Below are 18,163 nucleotides of genomic sequence, written 5' to 3'. Positions count from 1 at the left end.
AGTCCCGACCCGACCGGAGTCATGAATTGGCCACTGGTACGGAACCTCCAGCCACCGAAGACCCCCATCCATCGCGCGGCGGCGTACGGACCGGTACGCGCGCCGCGATCGACGCCCCGCACCTGCGCACCGACCGCTGGTGGCTGGCGCCGGCCGCCACGGCCGCCGTGCTGCTCGCCTTCATCGTGTACTCGACGTGGCGGGCCTTCGCCGACACCGACTACTACGCGGCCCCCTATGTGTCGCCGTTCTACTCCCCGTGCCTGGCCGAGCGCTGCGAGCCGATGCGGCACGGGCCCAACTGGGAGATCTTCGGGAGCTGGTGGGGCATCTCCCCCGCGATCATCATCCTGATCTTCCCGCTCGGCTTCCGGCTGACCTGCTACTACTACCGCAAGGCCTACTACCGGGGCTTCTGGGCCTCGCCCCCGGCCTGCGCGGTGGCCGAGCCGCACAAGAAGTACACGGGCGAGACCCGCTTCCCGCTGGTGCTCCAGAACATCCACCGGTACTTCTTCTACGCCGCGATCGGCGTCGCCGGGATCCTGACCTACGACACCGTGCTCGCCTTCCGCGACGAGCACTACGCATGGGGCCACATGGGCCTCGGCACCCTGGTCTTCCTGGCCAACATCGTGCTGATCTGGGCGTACACCCTGTCCTGCCACTCCTGCCGGCACATCGTCGGCGGGAAGCTGAAGCACTTCTCCAAGCATCCCGTGCGGTACAAGGCCTGGCAGTTCGTCGGGAAACTGAACGCCCGTCATATGGCGCTCGCCTGGGCCTCGTTGGTGAGCGTGGCGCTCGCCGACTTCTACGTGTACCTGGTCGCCTCCGGCGCCTTCGACGATCCGAGGTTGTTCTGATGTCCGTGGTCGACCGGCAGCAGTGGGACGTCGTCGTGGTCGGCGCGGGAGGCGCCGGACTCAGGGCCGCCATCGAGGCCCGCGAGCGCGGTGCCCGTACGGCGGTGATCTGCAAGTCGCTGTTCGGCAAGGCGCACACGGTGATGGCCGAGGGCGGCATCGCGGCCGCGATGGGCAATGTGAACTCCGGGGACAACTGGCAGGTCCACTTCCGCGACACCATGCGCGGCGGCAAGTTCCTCAACCAGTGGCGGATGGCCGAACTGCACGCCCAGGAGGCCCCGCAGCGGGTGTGGGAGCTGGAGACCTGGGGCGCCCTCTTCGACCGTACGAAGGACGGCCGGATCTCGCAGCGCAACTTCGGCGGCCACGAGTACCCGCGCCTCGCCCACGTCGGCGACCGGACCGGACTCGAACTCATCCGCACGCTCCAGCAGAAGATCGTCTCGCTGCAACAGCAGGACCACCAGGAGACGGGCGACTACGAGTCCCGCCTGAAGGTCTTCCAGGAGTGCACGGTCACCCGGATCCTCAAGGACGGCTCACGCGTGTCCGGCGTCTTCGCCTACGACCGTGAGACCGGCCGCTTCTTCGTCCTGGACGCCCCGTCCGTGGTGATCGCGACCGGCGGGATCGGCAAGTCCTTCAAGGTGACGTCGAACTCGTGGGAGTACACCGGCGACGGACACGCGCTGGCGCTGCTCGCGGGGGCTCCCCTGCTGAACATGGAGTTCGTGCAGTTCCATCCGACGGGCATGGTCTGGCCGCCGTCGGTGAAGGGCATCCTCGTCACGGAGTCGGTGCGCGGCGACGGCGGGGTGCTCCGGAACTCCGAGGGCAAGCGGTTCATGTTCGACTACGTCCCCGACGTCTTCAAGGAGAAGTACGCCGAGTCGGAGGACGAGGGCGACCGCTGGTACGAGGACCCGGACCACAACCGGCGTCCCCCCGAGCTGCTCCCCCGCGACGAGGTGGCCAGGGCCATCAACGCGGAGGTGAAGGCGGGCCGCGGTTCCCCGCACGGCGGGGTGTTCCTGGACGTGTCGACGCGGATGCCGGCGGAGGTCATCCGGCGCCGGCTGCCGTCCATGTACCACCAGTTCAAGGAGCTGGCGGACGTCGACATCACCGCGGAGCCGATGGAGGTCGGGCCGACCTGTCACTACGTGATGGGCGGTATCGCGGTCGAGTCCGACACGGCCGCCGCGCGCGGGGTGCCCGGGCTGTTCGCGGCCGGCGAGGTGGCCGGCGGCATGCACGGCTCGAACCGGCTCGGCGGCAACTCGCTCTCCGACCTGCTGGTGTTCGGGCGCCGGGCGGGCTGGCACGCGGCCGAGTACGCGACGCACCTGGAGGGCGGTCGCCCCTCCGTGGACGACACCCAGGTCGACGCGGCGGCGGCGGAAGCCTTGCGACCGTTCTCGGCGGAAGGCCCGGAACCCGCCGAGGGTCCGCCGGAGAACCCGTACACCCTCCACCAGGAACTCCAGCAGACGATGAACGACCTGGTCGGCATCATCCGCCGGGAGGCGGAGATGGAACAGGCCCTGGAGAAGCTCGCCGACCTGCGCGTACGGGCCCGGCGGGCCGGCGTCGAGGGGCACCGCCAGTTCAACCCCGGCTGGCATCTGGCCCTGGACCTCAGGAACATGCTCCTGGTCAGCGAGTGCGTGGCCCGGGCCGCGCTGGAGCGCACCGAGTCGCGCGGCGGCCACACCCGCGAGGACCACCCGACGATGGACCGCGACTGGCGCCGCGTCAACCTGCTGTGCCGGCTGACCGATCCCACGGGCGGGCTGGCGGCCACCGACCCGGTCCGCGGTCAGATCGACCTCGGCCGTGAGACCACCGAACCCGTCCGCCCCGACCTGCTCGCCCTCTTCGACAAGGAGGAGCTGGTCAAGTACCTCGCCGAAGAGGAGCTGTACGAATGAGCAGCTACGACGCCCACTTCAAGGTGTGGCGGGGGGACGTGGAGGGCGGCGGCCTCAAGGACTTCGAGGTCGCGGTGAACGACGGCGAGGTGGTCCTCGACATCATCCACCGCCTCCAGGCCACCCAGGCCCCCGACCTCGCCGTCCGCTGGAACTGCAAGGCGGGCAAGTGCGGTTCGTGCTCCGCCGAGATCAACGGACGGCCCCGGCTGATGTGCATGACCCGGATGTCGGTGTTCACCCGCGAGGAGACCATCACCGTCACTCCCCTGCGCGCCTTCCCCGTCGTACGCGATCTCGTCACGGACGTCGGCTTCAACTACACGAAGGCGCGCGAGGTGCCGGCGTTCGTGCCGCCGGAGAAGCTGGGTCCCGGTGAGTACCGGATGATGCAGGAGGACGTGGACCGGTCGCAGGAGTTCCGCAAGTGCATCGAGTGCTTCCTGTGCCAGGACACCTGCCATGTGGTGCGGGACCACGAGGAGAACAAGCCGGCCTTCTCCGGGCCGCGTTTCCTGATGCGGGTGGCGGAGCTGGACATGCACCCGCTGGACGCGGCCGGGGAGAGCGGGCTCGACCGCAAGAAGACGGCGCAGGACGAGCACGGTCTCGGCTACTGCAACATCACCAAGTGCTGTACCGAGGTGTGCCCCGAGGGCATCAAGATCACCGACAACGCGCTGATCCCGTTGAAGGAGCGGGCCGTGGACCGCAAGTACGACCCGCTCGTCTGGCTCGGCGACAAGATCATGCGACGGGGTTCGTCAGGCTGAGGCGGCCCTCAGGTACCCCGAGTGCGCCACCTGGCCGAGGAAGGTGAACCGGGTGTCGGTGGCCATGTGCTTCTCGAACGCCTCCTTGATCCCCGGCCACTTGGGGTGCCCGAAGTCGTCCAGGACCACGATGCCGCCGGGCGCGACGATCTGCTCGGCCCACTCCAGGTCGGCGGCGACACCGGCGGCGGAGTGGTCGCCGTCCACGATGACCACGCCGTAGGACCGGTCGGAGACCAGGGCGCGCACCTCGGGGTCCTCGGAGAAGCCCTGCTGGATACGGGTCGCGGCACCGGCCGGGCCCGCCAGGGCGAGGTTGGTGCGCACCGCCGCCCCGTTCACCGGGGTGCCGGAGGCGTCGTCGCCCATGGTGGCGCCGGGCTGCAACTGCGTCCCGGCGAGCGGGTCGACGATGGTCAGGCTGGGCGCGCGTCCGGCACGCTCCAGCATCCTGATCAGGGACGCGCCGAACATGCCGTACAGGGTGCCGATCTCCAGGACCTCGTCGTTCGGCGGGTCGAGGAGCGGGACGGCGGACAGCTTGCCGACGATGTTCATCGTGCCGCCGGCGATCCGGCCGACGCCGAGCGCCTCCATCGCGATGAGCAGCCGGAACGCCTGGGCGACATTGCGCTCGGCGCCGTCCCGGTCGCCGGTCACCTCGGCCAGTTCGGTGATCGTGCGGTTGAGGTGGGGCCCGGACGGAAGCCGGGACGCGCCGCGTCCGGTGCCGTCGAAGAACAGCTCCAGGGGGCGCTGGCGGGCCCGCAGCTTCTTCAGTTCCTCCTGCGCCGCCACATCCGGCGCGGCGGAGCTGCTCCCGGTGGTTCCGGTGTTCCCGGTGGTCCCGACGACACGGCGGACATGGCGCTCGATGCGCTGATCGATGAGGTCGGCTATCGGGCGCAGCGCGCGCCGGGCAGCCTTGCTGGTGAGTAACGCTCGCATTCGTGGACCGTAGGTGGCACACAGCTCGTCCACAACTAACGGAAGGGCCCCCACAGGCGAAGCCCGGATGACGGCTGGGCCACGCGCTGTTCACCAAACGGTGCCCTACCGCACCCAGCCGTCCCGATACGCCGCCCAGTCCGACTCCGTGGCCGCGAAGTCCACGTACGCGGCGACTCCGAAGTTGGCCCGGTCCGGGTCAGTGCGGGAGAGGCCGAGACGCGCGCCGCGTACCGCCGCGGCCACCGTCTCCGCGTGATTCCAGTGGCCGAACCGGTTCTCGTGGTAGAAGGGCATGCCCATCAGGAGGTCCGTGGACTGCGGGGTCACCTCCAGGGCGAGTGAGGTCTGCTGGGCCACGTACCCCCCGTACGTGCTCTCCAGCGGCTGCATCGTGTCGTACGACATCACCGCGATCTGGTCGACGCGGCGGGCGACCTGGCCGAAGAACTTCTGCGACCACCACTTCGGGTGTCCGGCGACCGTGCCCCAGAAGGAGTGGAAGCCCGGGAGCGGGTCGATCTGGTGGGCGGCGATCGACAGCTGCGCGTCCTGGGCGCGGGTGACGGCGCGCAGGTCGTCCAGGAGGGTCAGGTAATCGCCGTCGTCGGAGTGCAGGGGCTCCAGGTCGAAGTGGACGCCGTCGTAGCCGGTGGCGAGGATCTGGCGGGTGGAGGTGACGATCGCCGCGCGGGTCTCGGGGCGTTCCAGACGCATGCCGTCGGGGCTCTCCGTCGCGAGGACGTCTCCGAGCCAGGCCTGGACGCGGATGTCCGGTGCCGCGCGGTGCACGGCGTCGATGAACCAACGGGCGCGCGGGTAGGCCGACTCGGGGAGTGTCCCGTTGTGCTCCAGGGGGCCCGAGTGGACGTACAGGTCGCGGATGCCGGTCGTGGCGAGTTCCTGGGCGAGGGCGGTGACGTCGGCGTCCTTCTTGCGGCCGTCGACCCAGGCGTGGCCGAGCCAGATCGCGTCCTTGTTCCTGGTGTACGTGCCGTCCGCCGGGTCGCCCGTGTAGTTGACGCGGAGGGCGATCTGGGAGGCGAGGACCGGGAGGAGGACGATCAGTACGACGGCCAGGACGGTGCGGCGCGTTCTGCGCACCCACGGTCGTCTCCGACCGGCAGCCCCTGTGCGGCCTTCGTCGTCGGCCGCGGGCGGCCCCGGCGGGGCGTCCTCTCCGGCCGCGTCCGCGGGTTTCGCACCGTCGTCCGGCTCCTTCGGATCCGTGTCCATGCCCGTGCCCGTCCCCCCAGGTCGCTGTGTCACGCGTTTCCCCTCCCCCTTCGGGCCCCGTACCCCGCGTACCCCGTCCCGGTCGCGTGGCCGCATTCCTGCTCATACGCTCCGAAAGGTGACGTCATCGTTGATCCGAGGCCGACCGCGGCGTGCTGCCGCGCACATATCCGTGCGGGTGGCGCATGCCGTGGTGGGCGGGTTGGCCGGGGTCGTGTGGCTGGTGTTGCCGGGGATGACGATCAGCACGGATGTTCCGGTTGCGAGAAGCGGCGATGCCCGGGTGGCGGCCGCCGCGCCGGAGGAGGACGAGTCCTCGGCCGCCGACCTCGTGCTGCCGCTCGTCGTGGCCGGAGCGGTCGGCGCGCTCGCCGGATACGCCTACCTGCGACGCACCCGGCGGGCCAGGACCCGCACCACCCCCGGCCCCGCCGCCCACTCCCCCGCCCCGCCGCCGACCGGCCTCGACGAGGACGCGCGCGCCCTGCCGGCCGAGGCCGACGACTGGATCCGCACCAGCCGCGCGGAACTCGGCTTCGTCGCGGCCCGGTTCGGCGAGGAGGCCGTCGCCCCCTTCACCGCGGCCGTGCGGGACGCGGAGACAGAGCTTGCCGCCGCCTTCCGGATGCGGCAGCGCTACGACGAGGGCGTCCCGGCGGACGAGGCCTCCCGGCGGCAGGTGCTCGCCGGGATCGTGGGCCGGTGCCAGGAGGCGGGGCGCCGCCTGGACGCGGCGGCGCCCGCGTTCGACCAGCTCCGCGCCCTGGAACGGGAGGCCGGTGCGGCCCTCCAGGTCGCCGAGACCCGGTTCCGGGAGCTCGCCGGGCGCACGGCGGCCGCCGAGACGACCCTCACCGGCCTCGCCGAGCGGTACCCGCCCTCCGCGTCCGCCCCGGTCACGGGCTGTGCCGAACAGGCCAAGGACCGCCTGGTGTTCGCCACCGTCCACCTCAACCAGGCCCGCCAGGCGACCGACCGCGGCGAACCGGAACACGCGGCCCGTGACCTCCGCGCCGCCGAGGCGGCCGTGGCCCAGGCCGCCGTGTTCGTCGCCGGGATCGACCGGCTCGCCGAGGGGCTGGACGCGGCCACGAGACTGGTGCCGGCCGCGCTGACCGGCGCGGAGGCGGCACTGACCCAGGTGCGGGGGCTCAGCACGACGGGGGGCGTCCCCGCCGGCGAGCTGCACGCGCGCGTCCGGCACGCCGACGCGGTCCTGACCGCCGTACGGGAAGAGGTGGCCGCCGGGCCGTACGACCCGCTCGACGCGCTGCGCCGGATCGTCGAGGCGCTCACACCGCTGGACGCGGGGCGGGCGGGGGTGGCGTCGGCGGCCGGGGCGCTCGTCGCCCGTTCCTCGACCGACCTGGCGGACGGCTTCGTCGAGACGCACCGGGGTGCGGTGGGCGGCGAGGCCCGCGAGCGGCTGGCGCGGGCGCGACGGCTGCTCGCCGACGACGCGTACGTGGCCGCGGACACCCTGGCCCGGGAGGCCCGCGACCTGGCCGAGCAGGACGTACGGGTGTACGGCAACCCGCTCGCCGGGGCCGCCGGGCACGCGAGCGGGGTCGCGGGGGCGGTCCTCGGCGGGATCCTGCTGGGCGGCGACGGCGACGAGGACGGCGGAGTGCCCGCGAGCTTCGGCGGGCCGCGCACCCGCGCCCGCCGCGGGATCGCGTGAGGCGTCAGAACAGGCTGAGCAGCGCCTCCGCCGGATCCGCCAGGCCGTTCTCGCCGTCCGGGAGCGGGAGTTCGAACCACACCGTCTTGCCGCGAGGCGTCCGGCGGGAGCCCCAGGCCGCGCTGAGCAGACCGACGAGTTGCAGGCCGCGGCCGCCCTCGTCCGTGTCGCGGGCGCGGCGGCGGCGCGGCTGGACCAGGCCGGAGTCCCAGACCTCGCAGACCAGGGTGCGGTCCAGCAGGAGCCGCAGGCGTATGTCGCCCTCGCCGTACCGCAGGGCATTCGTCACCAGCTCGCTGACCAGCAACTCGGTGGTGTCGACGAGGGGTTCCAGGCCCCAGCTGATCAGCTGGCCGCGCGCGTATTCACGGGCCCGGCCCACGCTGCGCGGCTCGCGCGGCAGGGTCCAGTCGCCGACCGAGTCGGCGGGCAGGCCCTGGACCCGCGCCATGAGCAGGGCGATGTCGTCCTCGCCGTGGTGGGTGTCGAGGGTGTTGAGGACGTGGTCGCAGACGTCCTCCAGGGGGCGGGAGGGGTCGGTGAGCGCGCCGACGAACGCCTGGAGGCCCTCGTCGAGGGGGTGATCGCGGCTTTCGACCAGTCCATCCGTGTAGAGCGCGAGCAGAGCGCCCTCGGGAAGTTCGACCTCGACCTCCTCGAAGGGCTCCCCGCCGACGCCGAGCGGCATCCCCGGCGGCACGTCCAGCATGAGGGCGTCCTCGCCGGGTTCCACCAGCACCGGCGGCAGATGGCCGGCGTTGGCGAAGGTGCAGCGCCTGGTCACCGAGTCGTAGACCGCGTACACACAGGTGGCGAGGTACACCTCGGACAGGTCGGCCTCGCGCGGGCGGCGGGCCGCACGGGTGGCCTGCTGCACACCGCCGGGGGCGCCGAGGCCGCGCGCGATCTCGTCCAACGCGCTGAGCACCTCGGCCGGTTCGAGGTCGAGGAGGGCCAGGGTGCGCACGGCGGACCGGAGTTCGCCCATCGCGACCGCGGCGCGCAGCCCGCGCCCCATCACATCGCCGACGACCAACGCCGTGCGGTGGCCGGGCAGTTCGATCACGTCGAACCAGTCGCCGCCCACCTCGCTGGGCCGGTCGGCGGAGGAGTCGCCCGGCAGATAGCGGCAGGCGATGTCCAGGCCCGAGGCCACCGGGTCGCCCGGGGGCAGCAGGGACCGCTGGAGGATCAGCGCCCGCTCGTGCTCCCGCCGGTACAGCCGCGCGTTGTCGATGCACACCGCCGCCCGCGCCGCCAGCTCCACCGCCAGCGCCTGGTCCCGGTCCCCGAACGGCTCACTGCCCTTGGTCCGCGCGAACTGCGCGAGTCCTACGACGGTGTCGTGGGCGACCATCGGCACGGCGAGGGTGGACTGCACGAGGCCGCCCTCCTCGCCGGGGATGTGCCGGGGGCGGGCCGTGCGCAGGGCGTCCGCGCAGGGCGAGTTGAAGGGGTAGTGGTGGACCGCGCCGACCGCGACCGGCTTGCCCGAGCCGGCGAAGGGCGCGTCGGAGACGGCACTGGCGAAGGCGACCCGGCGCAGTTCCGCGCTGCCGTCGGCGAGGCCCGGCGGGGTCTCGTCGCCGGCCAGCAGCCCCTGGTAGAGGTCGACGGTGGCGAGGTCGCAGAAGCCGGGGACGACGACGTCGAGGAGTTCGCGGGCGGTGGTCTCCAGGTCGAGGGAGTTGCCGATGCGGGCGCCGGCCTCGTTCAGGAGGGCGAGATTGCGCCGGGCGGCGGCGGCCTCGCGGGCGGCGGCGCGACGGGCGGTGACGTCGAGGCCGAGCCAGGCGATGCCGATGGGGCGGCCGGAACCGCTGTGCACCCGGTAGAGGTTGACGGACCAGTGGCGGCGCTCCTCGGAGTCCGGCACGAAGCCCGTGACATGCATGTCCGTGATGGAGTTGCCGGTCTCCAGGACCCGGCGCAGGGTCGCGGCGACCCGCTCGGCCTCCGGACGCGGCAGGTAGTCGTGGACGGTCCGGCCGCGGTGGTCGTCGGGGGTGCCGCCGAAGATCGAGGCGAACCGCTCGTTGGCGCGGCGCACCCGCAGATCGGGGTCGATCAGCACGAACCCGAAAGGAGATTGGCCGAAAATGGACTGCGAGGCGGCCAGGTCGGTCTCGATGCTTCGCAGAGTTCTCACATCGACGACGATGCAGACCGCGGCCTTCTCCCCCTCCTCGGTCCGCGTCGGCATGACGTAGACCTCCGCGAGGCCCTGCCGGCCACTGTCGCCGGCCGTCGCGCCCGGAGCCCGGAAGGGGACCACGCCGGTCCATTCGCGGCCGTCGAGGATCTCCGCCATCTTGCGGTGGCCGCGCGCCCTCAGATCGGGGTCGATGAACGCCGCGATGGGGTCCATGCCGACGGCACGGTCCGCGCGGATACCGAAGAGCTGCTCGGCGCGCAGGCTCCACTGGTCCACCAGCCCGTCGGGGCCGATGGAGAAGGACGCGACCTTGATGTAGTCGTAGATGGAGCCGGGCGGACTGCTCTGCCACATGGCGTCCCCGGGCGGCGCGTCGTCGGGACGGATCCCTGGCACGACATCACCCTCGGCCTCCGTCCTCGCGCCGTCCGACGGGTCCTGAGACTCCGTGGCCTTCGCTGGTATCTCGCTCACGCGAACCGTCCCCTCCAGCTCACCGCGTCCGGCACCGGTCACCGGGGGCGGCTGCCCGCAGTATCCAGCACTACGGCGCCGCACAACACGGTGTTCACGATCACAGCACGGTCCCGATGGTTTTTGGACCGGACCGTGACAACACCTACAGTCTTCTAACCAGCGGACACCTCGTCGAATCACCCGTGTCGACAACCGCCACTGGCCTGAACCAGCCGGTGGACAGCGAGACCCCACCCGTACAGTCCCGACTCGTCCTCCACTCCGGTCCCATTCGGGCACCCTTCCGATCTCATTCGGGCACCCCGAGCTCGAACCACACCGTCTTGCCCGCCGCCCCGGGGCGGGTGCCCCACCGGCGGGAGGAGTGCGCCACCAGGTGCAGTCCGCGGCCACTCTCGTCGTCGGGACGCGCGGCCCGCTCGCGGGGCGGATCCGGCAGCGGGTCGGAGACCTCCACCAGCAGCACCCGGTCCAGGCCCGCGGGCCGCACCAGCCGGACCCCGATCGGGCCGCTGGCGTGCCGCAGCGAGTTGGTCACCAACTCACTGACCAGCAGGACCGCGAGGTCGGCCAGACCGTCCAGCCCCCACACGCCCAGCTGCTGCCGCACCGCGTTCCGCGCCGCCCGCACGGCCCCCGGGTCCGCGGGGAAACTCCACCCGGCGCAGTCGCCTTCGCCGTCGGTCACGCCGATCACATCCCGGGCCAGCCACTCACCCATGTCCGGTTTCTTGGGGTTAATGGGCACATACCCGATATCACGGAGGCATTACCGCCCCGGGCAGCGCACTGTGGCACAAACGGCGTACGTGACGTTGAAAAACGGGGGAAGTGCGACCCCCTTCGGGGGCGCGGGGCTCCTGGCCGACGCTCAGGCACTCCCCGGCCCCAACCGCACAGCCACCTCACGCACCGCGGCCACATCCTGCTCCAGCCATCGCACGTCCCAGAGCTCCCGCAGGGAAAGCCACCGCAGCTCGTCATGATCCTGAAGCGGCTTCGGCTCGGCGGACCCGGGAAGCAACCGCGCGGTCCACACCCACAGCACGTACGGCGGCCGCAGCGCCCACTGTCCCGGTACGCGCTCACCGACCTCGGCGTCGACGCCGAGTTCTTCCCGCAGCTCCCGCACCAGCGCGGCGTCCGGCGTCTCGCCCGGCTCGACCTTGCCCCCGGGCAACTCCCAGCGCCCGGCCAGCTCGGCAGGCGCACTGCGCCGCGCGGCGAGCACGCGGCCGCCCTCGATCAGGGCGGCCCCCACCACGATCCGTTCCGTCATGCGCCGGAGCCTACGGGAGCGCGGGCACCGGCGATCAGTCGACGGCGCCGGTTCCGTTCTGGCCTATCCGCTCGACCCAGTAGAGCTGCTTGTGGCCGCGACCGTCGAGGCTGTCCGCGATCTTCTGGGCCTCGGCCCGGGTCGCGTACCGGCCCACGCGGTAGCGGTTGCCGTTGTCGTCCTGCCGTATGACGAGCCAGGGAAGAGTGATCGTGCCGTCGTTCATCGCGCCCCTCCACTTCCCGTCCGCGACGAGTGCCGCGCCCCACCCGATAAGGAAACCGCAATGCGCATATGCCCGAGCCTACGCCCAACCTTTACGCAGCGAACACGGCTTTTCACAAAGAGGTACGCAACCAGCCAGGACGGACCGGCCCATTGGGGGGCGTGCATCGCCGAACGCGCCCCCGGGACATGTCGACGCATCCGGTCAGCGGGGCGCCCCGGGCAGCCATGTCGACCTGCGAGAACGGCCGGATACCAACGCAGCGTCCGCGGGCGCCCGTTGGGCCTTCGCCCGAGGCAAGTGCCTTGAGGGCGTGCGCCGCCGGGACGAAGGCGCACGCCCCGTCACCGGCAAGCGGCCTACTTCACCGGCAGGTGGTAGGCGACCCGGTACCGGTCGGCCGGGATCACCACGTCGGCCGTCTCCACCGGGCGGCCCGAGGCGTAGTACGTGCGCTGGACGACCAGCACGACATGGCCGGGGACACCGCCGAGGGCGAGGAGTTCCTCCGCGAGGCCGGGGCGGGCACCGACCTCCTCGGTGACGTTGTCCACGATCACGTCGATGGCGGCCATGCGCTCGACTACGCCCATACCGCCGAGCGGACCCTCCTCGGGCAGCATCACGGGAGTGCGGCCGGTGACGGCGAGGGGCTCCCAGGACGTGGAGAGCATCATGACCTCGCCGGCGTCCCGGAAGACGTACCGGGTGCACATCACACGGTCGCCGGGCCGGATGTCGAGCCGCTCGGCGACGGCCACGCTCGCCTCGGCCTGTTCGCTGCTGGACTCCCAGGTGCCGCGCGCCTCGCCGTCGGCCTGCTCCTGCCGAAAGGGGGTGGCGCCGTTGACCGGCCGGTACCCGGAGCGCGCGACACGGCGGGGCACGGGCCGCTCACGCACATAGGTCCCGGAGCCGGAACGGCCCTCGACCAGCCCCTCGGCCATGAGCACCTTGCGCGCCTCCAGCGCCACCGTGTCCGAGACGCCGTACTCCTCGCGGATCCTGGCCTGGGACGGAAGGCGGGTGTGCGGTGGCAGCGAACCGTCGACGATCTTCTTGCGGAGATCCCCGGCGACGCGCAGGTACGCCGGCTGCTCACCGAATGTCACTGGCCGCTCCCATCAGGTTGTACAGACAGCAACAGCCTGGCAACCGTGGGTTCCGCCATGCAAGCAAAGGCCAGAGAATCACTCGATGTGATGACTTGTACCCGTGAAGGGCTTTACGCAGGCACTTTCTCTCCGTATAGAGCCGCTCTTACACATTGAGCCGCCCCTGTACATTCAGGCCTTACACATTCAGGTTGTCGCCGCCCGAGCCGTAGTCCTCGTCCGAGGGCGGGGTGGTGGCCAGGCCCAGGGCCCTGCGTGCGGTGACCGTGGTGGGACCGTCGACGTACCCGTAACCGTTGGCGGAGGACGTGTAGAAGGTGTTCGAGTCGCGGGCGTCGGCCGCCTTCGCCCAGTCCTTGCGCGCCGCTTCCATCTCCTTCACCAGGGCGGCGACCGGCTGTTCGGCTCCGGTCCGCCAGGTGTGCCCGCGCAGGGCCCCGGTCTGCTCACCGAGGACGCCGTGGACGTCCCGGGCCCAGTCCTGGTTGGCCCGCAGGTCGTCCTCGGGGTACTCCTCGGGCTCCTCCCACAGCACGGCGTCGACGGCGTCCATCGCGTCCAGGAAGGCGAGTTGGTCCGCGTCGAGGCTAGTCTCGTCGACGCGCAGCGAGCCGGTGAGGGTCTCGCGGTCGTCGGTGTTGCCGAAGATGCAGGCGATCTCGCGGTCGCCCCAGCGCCAGCTCTGCCGGGTGGGGCCGAAGTAGTACACGTCGACCCCGTCCAGCGCCCAGCTGTCCCGGACGTACTTCTCCTCCAGCGGGGTGCACTTCTCGTCGGCGGCCTCGGTGACGGCGTCGTCGCCGGGGAAGGCGGAGCCGCCGCTCATCGTGACGGCGCCGAAGACCTCGCCGTCGTGCCCGCCCTCGCAGGACACCCGGTCGACGTCGTAGGTGAGGCCCTCCAGCGAGTCGCCCGGGACGTCGAAGCACTCGCCCTCGACCAGCGAGAACGAGGCGTTGCCGCGCGTGCCGTCCTTGACGTCCCGCCAGATCCCGGACGCGGCGCCCGTCGCGAGCGTCACCACCCACAGGGCGAGCCCCACGGACGACAGGACCGCCCCGGCGATCGCCATCCCCTTCCCGCTCTGGCCCTTCCTCCTGATCTGCGCCAGCGCGATCACGCCGAGCACCAGCCCGGCGGCGGGCACGAAGCAGAGCAGGCCGAGCACGAGCGCGGCGATGGCGACCCCGTTGACCGGCGAGGGGCGGGTGTACGGGCTGTAGCCCTGCCCCCACGTCCGATAGGGCGGGCCGTAGTGCTGGTACGGCCCCTCCGGCGGCTGCGGGGCCCCAGGGGGCGGGGGTATGGACACGAGCCGTGCTCCTGCGTTCGACGGCGGAACGGATGTATGACAGGCGCATGGTAAGCGCGGTTGCGGTGAGGGTGGAGCGCCGATCATGAGCGCCGACCGTGAACGCACCTCGTCCTCGCGGCGGGCCGAAGCCCGTCACGAGGACGAGGGTCACCGCCGGAGCCGGCGGTGCATCAGAAGGCGATCAGAACCGGATCAGAACTGGAGCGCCCACGCGTCGACGCGTCCGACGTCCTGTGCCGCGTTGTCGCCGACCCGCAGCCGCCAGGTGCCGTTGGCGGGCTCGGAGGAGGCGTTCACCGTGTACGTGGTGTCGATGTTGTCGGCGCTGCCGCCGGTGCCGTACCCCTTGAGCGTGTACGCCGTGCCGTCGGGGGCGACCAACTGGACCTGGAGGTCGCCGATGTAGGTGTGGACGATGTGCACCTCGACCGCGAGGGCGGAGGGCGCGTTGCCGCTGACGCCGGAGACGGTCACCGGGGACTCGACCGTGGCGTTGTCGCCGATCGCGTGGTCCCCGGTGTTCTCGAAGCGGGGACCGGGCGGGGTGGTCGTGCCGCCGCCGACGTACAGCAGCCGGTTGGGCGAGCCGGTGCCCGGGCCGGTGACGACACCGGGGGTCGCGGCGGTGGTCAGTGCCGTGGAGACCTGGGCGGGCGTGGCCGAGGGGTTGTCGGCCAGGTACAGCGCGACCGCTCCGGCGACGTGCGGGCTCGCCATGGACGTACCGGAGATGGTGTTGGTGGCCGAGTCGCTGGTGCGCCAGGCCGAGGTGATGGACGAGCCCGGGGCGAACAGGTCCAGGACCGTGCCGTAGTTGGAGTAGCTCGCGCGGGCGTCGCCCGAGGTCGTGGCGCCGACCGTGATCGCCTCGGCGACCCGGGCCGGGGACCGGGTGGAGGCGTTGGTGGACTCGTTGCCCGCCGCGACCGCGAAGGTGATGCCGGAGGCGATGGCGTTGCGTACGGCGGTGTCGATCGCGGTGTCGCCGGGGCCGCCGAGGGACATGTTGGCGACGGCCGGCTTGACCGCGTTGCCCGCGACCCAGTCGATGCCGGCGACGACCTGGGCGGTGGTGCCCTGACCGGAGTTGTTGAGCACGCGGACGCCGACGACGTTCGCCTTCTTGGCGACACCGTAGGCGTTGCCGGCGACCGTGCCCGCGACATGCGTGCCGTGGCCGTGGCCGTCCTGGGCGGTGTTGTCGTTGTCGATGGCGTCGTAGCCGTAGGAGGCACGGCCGCCGAAGTCGCCGTGCGTGATGCGGACACCGGTGTCGATGACGTACGCGGTCACGCCCGCCCCGGCCGAGTCCGGGTAGGTGTACGAGCTGTCGACCGGGCGGTTGCGCTGGTCGATGCGGTCCAGGCCCCAGGAGGGCGGGTTGGGCTGGGTCGCCTGGATGCGGAAGGTGCGGTTCTGTACGACGGAGGCGACGGCCGGGTCGGCGGCGAACCGCTTCGCCTCGGTGGCCGAGGCCTCGACCGCGTAGCCGTTGAGGGCCTTGGCGTACGTCCGCTCGATGTCGGCGCCGTACCGCGCGGCCAGCGCCCGGCCCTCGGCGGAACCGGCGCGGGCGGCGCCGGACTTGAGGGTCACGATGTAGCTGTCGGCCACCGCGTTCGCGGCGCCCTCGTACTGGACGGCGCCCTGCGGGGCGGCCTGGGCGGGGAGGGCGGAGACGAGGCTCGCGGCGAGCGCGGCGGTCAGGGCCGCCGCGGCGAGAGTCGCGGATCTTCGGTGACGCATCACTGCCATCTGAGGGATCCTCCTCGATCGGTAGCATGCTCATGTCAATCTTGGACGGGACGCCCGCGTGTGCGGCTGGGCGCCCGCCGAAAGATTGAGGCCTGCACAGGAATTGCACAAGGGCCCTGCACGGATGCGCTTCAGAGCTGCCCGGCCAGCCTGCGCTGTTCCTCCTCCACGATGCGCCGGGCCAGGCCGTCGTCCGAGACGTCGACCGCGTCCGGGGTCGCCTCCGCGGTGTCGCTGCGGCGGGCGTACGCGTCGAAGAGGCGGGTCTTGCTCTCCAGGATGTGCAGCAGCCGGTCGTCCACGCTGTCCGTGGCCAGCAGGCGGTGCACCTGGACCGGGCGGACCTGGCCCATGCGGTGGGCGCGGGCCACGGCCTGGTGCTCCAGGGTCGGCTTGACCTGCGGCTCGCACAGTACGACCACGGAGGCGGCCTGGAGGTTGAGGCCGACCCCGCCGGCCTCGATCTGGCAGAGCAGCACCGCGTGGCCCTCGGCGGCCGTGAAGTCGTCGACCAGGCGCTGCCGGCGGGCGGCCGGGACGCTGCCGGATATCGGCCCGAACACGCTCTTGCCCAGGAGGTCGTCCTGTGGGTGCGCGAGGGCGCCCCGGACCTTCTCCAGGACATCGCGGAAGTACGAGAACACGACCACCTTCAGGCCGTTCACCTCGGCCTCGCCGACCAGTTCCCACAGCCGCTGGAGCTTGGCGGACTTCTCGGGGTCGGCGTACGCGGCCCGGCGCATCGCCATGAAGTTCCCCGCGGCGACCGCCGCCCGGTACGCGTCCTCGTCGGCGGCGCTGAACTCCTCCCACTCGTCCACATGCAGCAGCGCGGGCAGTTCGGTCAGCACGTCCTGCTGGTTGCGGCGCAGATACGCGGGCGCGACCGCCTTGCGGAAGGTGTGCGGTCCGGCGACCGCGTCGCTGTCGCGGATGACCGGGACCAGCTCGGGCTGGAGGTAACGGACCAGGGTGCGGAACTCCTCGACGCGGTTCTCCATCGGCGTACCGGTGAGGAACAGGACGCGGTCGCAGCGCCGCGTCCACACCTCGACCGACTTCGCCCGGCGGGTGTCGGGGTTCTTGACGTAGTGGGCCTCGTCGACGACGAGCAGGCCGGGCCGGGTGCCGTCCGGCTCGGGCAGGGTGTGCAGCACGTCGAAGGTGGTGACGGCGACACCGCCGCGCTCGCGCCACTCCGCGTAGGTGTCCTGGCGCTCGGGTCCGTGCACCGGGAGGGCTCTGAGGGTGCTGCGGGAACGGATCTCCCGCGTCCAGTTGATCAGCACGCTGGCCGGGCACACCACCAGGAAGTGGGCGTGCCCCTCGGCCGCGAGATGGGCGAGCGCGGCCACGGCCTGGATCGTCTTGCCCAGCCCCATCTCGTCGCCCAGCACGACCCTGCGCTGGGCGAGGGCGAAGCGGGCGCCGAAGGACTGGTAGCCGCGCAGCGAGACCCGGCGGTGGGTGTCGTCGAGCGGCTGGGCGTGCACCCGCTCGGCCACCTCCGCGGGCAGGAACCCCTCGGCGGCCGCGGTGTCCGTGCGGTGCGCGGACACCTCCGCGAGCTGGCTGTAGTACTCGGCGGAGCGCAGCTCGAAATCGACCCACGCCTCGATCTCGGAGGCCGGTTCGCGCAGCAGGTCGGCCGATGCCTGCGTCAGCAGCAGTCGTACGTCCGTCCGGGCCGCCTCGGTGGTGAGCGCGCGCAGTTCCACGGCCGCCGCGAGCGCGGCCTCCCGGCGGTGCCGCCCGGACAGGGCCAGCCGCAGCCGGCCGGTGGCCGGGAGGACGGCGGGGAGCAGCTCGCCGAGCCGGTCGTGCAGCCGGTCGGCGGTGTCCAGGCAGCGGCGCAGCTCGGGGCCGGCCTCGACGAGCCGGTACAGGGCGAGGACCAGGGCGGCGGTCCTGGGCTCGGGGTGATCGACGTCGATCCGCACCGAGACGGTCTCCTGGACCGCCCGCGCGATCTGCCGGGCCGCGGCGAGCGCCTGGTCGGCGGTCTGGGCGCCCACGCCGGGGATCTGCCGCAGGTCGAACCGGCTGGCGTCGTGCACCGCGCGCACCGAGCCGAAGCCCGCCGCCTCGATGGCCGACAGCCGCAGCCGCCCCTCGGTGACGTCCTTCAGCCGGGAGACCGGGATGGACTCCAGCTCCTGGGCCACCAGGTCGTCCCTGAGGGGCTTCAGGGCCGAGCGGACCGCCTCCAGGGCACGGGCGTGGTCGGCGCGCAGGGTGCGGGCGGCGTCGTACAGCCGCACACCCTGCGTGTGCAGGTCCCGGACACGACGGCCCACGGGCGGGGCGACGCCGTACGCCTCCCCTGTGGATGGTGCCCCTTCGACCTTCGCCATGACGCCCCTCGTGTCCTGTCCTCCTCCGTGCCGGCCATGGTCGCACCCG

At 72.0% G+C, this 18,163-nt stretch carries 14 protein-coding genes; 4 read left to right on the top strand and 10 right to left on the bottom strand.

All coding sequences use genetic code 11. The annotated features are described in order from the left end of the window. Positions 1 to 26 precede the first annotated feature (26 nt). The 3 genes from SLINC_RS29235 to SLINC_RS29225 are packed head-to-tail and all read left to right on the top strand — an operon-like array spanning position 27 to position 3,573. Positions 27 to 866 (top strand): hypothetical protein, encoded by an 840-nt coding sequence (locus SLINC_RS29235; RefSeq protein WP_067438987.1) that lies wholly within the window; start codon positions 27 to 29, stop codon positions 864 to 866. Continuing rightward, positions 866 to 2,800 carry a fumarate reductase/succinate dehydrogenase flavoprotein subunit gene (locus SLINC_RS29230; RefSeq protein ID WP_067438984.1) on the top strand — a complete coding sequence of 645 codons (1,935 nt, stop codon included), beginning with the start codon at positions 866 to 868 and terminating at the stop codon, positions 2,798 to 2,800. The genes SLINC_RS29235 and SLINC_RS29230 overlap by 1 nt, the downstream gene beginning before the upstream one ends. Then, positions 2,797 to 3,573 (top strand): succinate dehydrogenase/fumarate reductase iron-sulfur subunit, encoded by a 777-nt coding sequence (locus SLINC_RS29225; protein ID WP_067438981.1) that lies wholly within the window; start codon positions 2,797 to 2,799, stop codon positions 3,571 to 3,573. The genes SLINC_RS29230 and SLINC_RS29225 overlap by 4 nt, the downstream gene beginning before the upstream one ends. Here the strand turns inward: SLINC_RS29225 and SLINC_RS29220 are convergent. Further along, on the bottom strand, positions 3,565 to 4,521 hold the full coding sequence (locus tag SLINC_RS29220) for a class I SAM-dependent methyltransferase (RefSeq protein ID WP_067438978.1): 957 nt from the start codon (positions 4,519 to 4,521) through the stop codon (positions 3,565 to 3,567). The two genes, SLINC_RS29225 and SLINC_RS29220, sit on opposite strands and share 9 nt — an antisense overlap. A gap of 105 nt (positions 4,522 to 4,626) precedes the next feature. Further along, positions 4,627 to 5,757 (bottom strand): glycosyl hydrolase family 18 protein, encoded by a 1,131-nt coding sequence (locus SLINC_RS29215; RefSeq protein WP_067438975.1) that lies wholly within the window; start codon positions 5,755 to 5,757, stop codon positions 4,627 to 4,629. A gap of 235 nt (positions 5,758 to 5,992) precedes the next feature. Here SLINC_RS29215 and SLINC_RS29210 point away from each other — a divergent pair, with 235 nt between their 5' ends. Then, positions 5,993 to 7,438, top strand: coding sequence for a hypothetical protein (locus tag SLINC_RS29210; RefSeq protein ID WP_225988347.1), 1,446 nt, complete (start codon positions 5,993 to 5,995; stop codon positions 7,436 to 7,438). 4 nt (positions 7,439 to 7,442) lie between these two features. On the opposite strand, the gene SLINC_RS29205 is transcribed toward SLINC_RS29210, so the two are convergent. The 8 genes from SLINC_RS29205 to SLINC_RS29170 form a co-directional block, all read right to left on the bottom strand. Further along, positions 7,443 to 10,067: a SpoIIE family protein phosphatase gene (locus tag SLINC_RS29205; RefSeq protein WP_067438970.1), complete on the bottom strand. Its 2,625-nt coding sequence runs from the start codon at positions 10,065 to 10,067 to the stop codon at positions 7,443 to 7,445. Between the two features lie 292 nt (positions 10,068 to 10,359). Further along, a complete protein-coding gene (locus SLINC_RS29200) occupies positions 10,360 to 10,791 on the bottom strand; it encodes an ATP-binding protein (protein ID WP_067438967.1) in 432 nt (143 codons plus the stop codon). Between the two features lie 150 nt (positions 10,792 to 10,941). Further along, positions 10,942 to 11,349, bottom strand: coding sequence for a (deoxy)nucleoside triphosphate pyrophosphohydrolase (locus SLINC_RS29195; protein WP_067438964.1), 408 nt, complete (start codon positions 11,347 to 11,349; stop codon positions 10,942 to 10,944). Positions 11,350 to 11,383: 34 nt separating this feature from the next. Next, positions 11,384 to 11,575, bottom strand: a complete 192-nt coding sequence (locus tag SLINC_RS29190; protein ID WP_067438961.1) for an SPOR domain-containing protein — start codon at positions 11,573 to 11,575, stop codon at positions 11,384 to 11,386. A gap of 359 nt (positions 11,576 to 11,934) precedes the next feature. Continuing rightward, entirely contained in the window at positions 11,935 to 12,687 is a 753-nt protein-coding gene (locus SLINC_RS29185; protein WP_067438958.1) for a GntR family transcriptional regulator, read from the bottom strand. A gap of 181 nt (positions 12,688 to 12,868) precedes the next feature. After that, positions 12,869 to 14,002: a DUF4190 domain-containing protein gene (locus SLINC_RS29180; protein WP_067438955.1), complete on the bottom strand. Its 1,134-nt coding sequence runs from the start codon at positions 14,000 to 14,002 to the stop codon at positions 12,869 to 12,871. 195 nt (positions 14,003 to 14,197) lie between these two features. Beyond that, positions 14,198 to 15,760 (bottom strand): S8 family peptidase, encoded by a 1,563-nt coding sequence (locus SLINC_RS29175; protein WP_067438952.1) that lies wholly within the window; start codon positions 15,758 to 15,760, stop codon positions 14,198 to 14,200. Between the two features lie 131 nt (positions 15,761 to 15,891). Then, positions 15,892 to 18,114, bottom strand: a complete 2,223-nt coding sequence (locus SLINC_RS29170) for a DEAD/DEAH box helicase (RefSeq protein ID WP_067438949.1) — start codon at positions 18,112 to 18,114, stop codon at positions 15,892 to 15,894. Positions 18,115 to 18,163: the final 49 nt, after the last annotated feature.

The sequence above is a fragment of the Streptomyces lincolnensis genome, from assembly GCF_001685355.1.
GTDB lineage: Bacteria > Actinomycetota > Actinomycetes > Streptomycetales > Streptomycetaceae > Streptomyces > Streptomyces lincolnensis.
The sequence above is the reverse complement of the archived record's forward strand: the minus strand, read 5'-3'. Positions and strand labels throughout refer to the sequence as shown.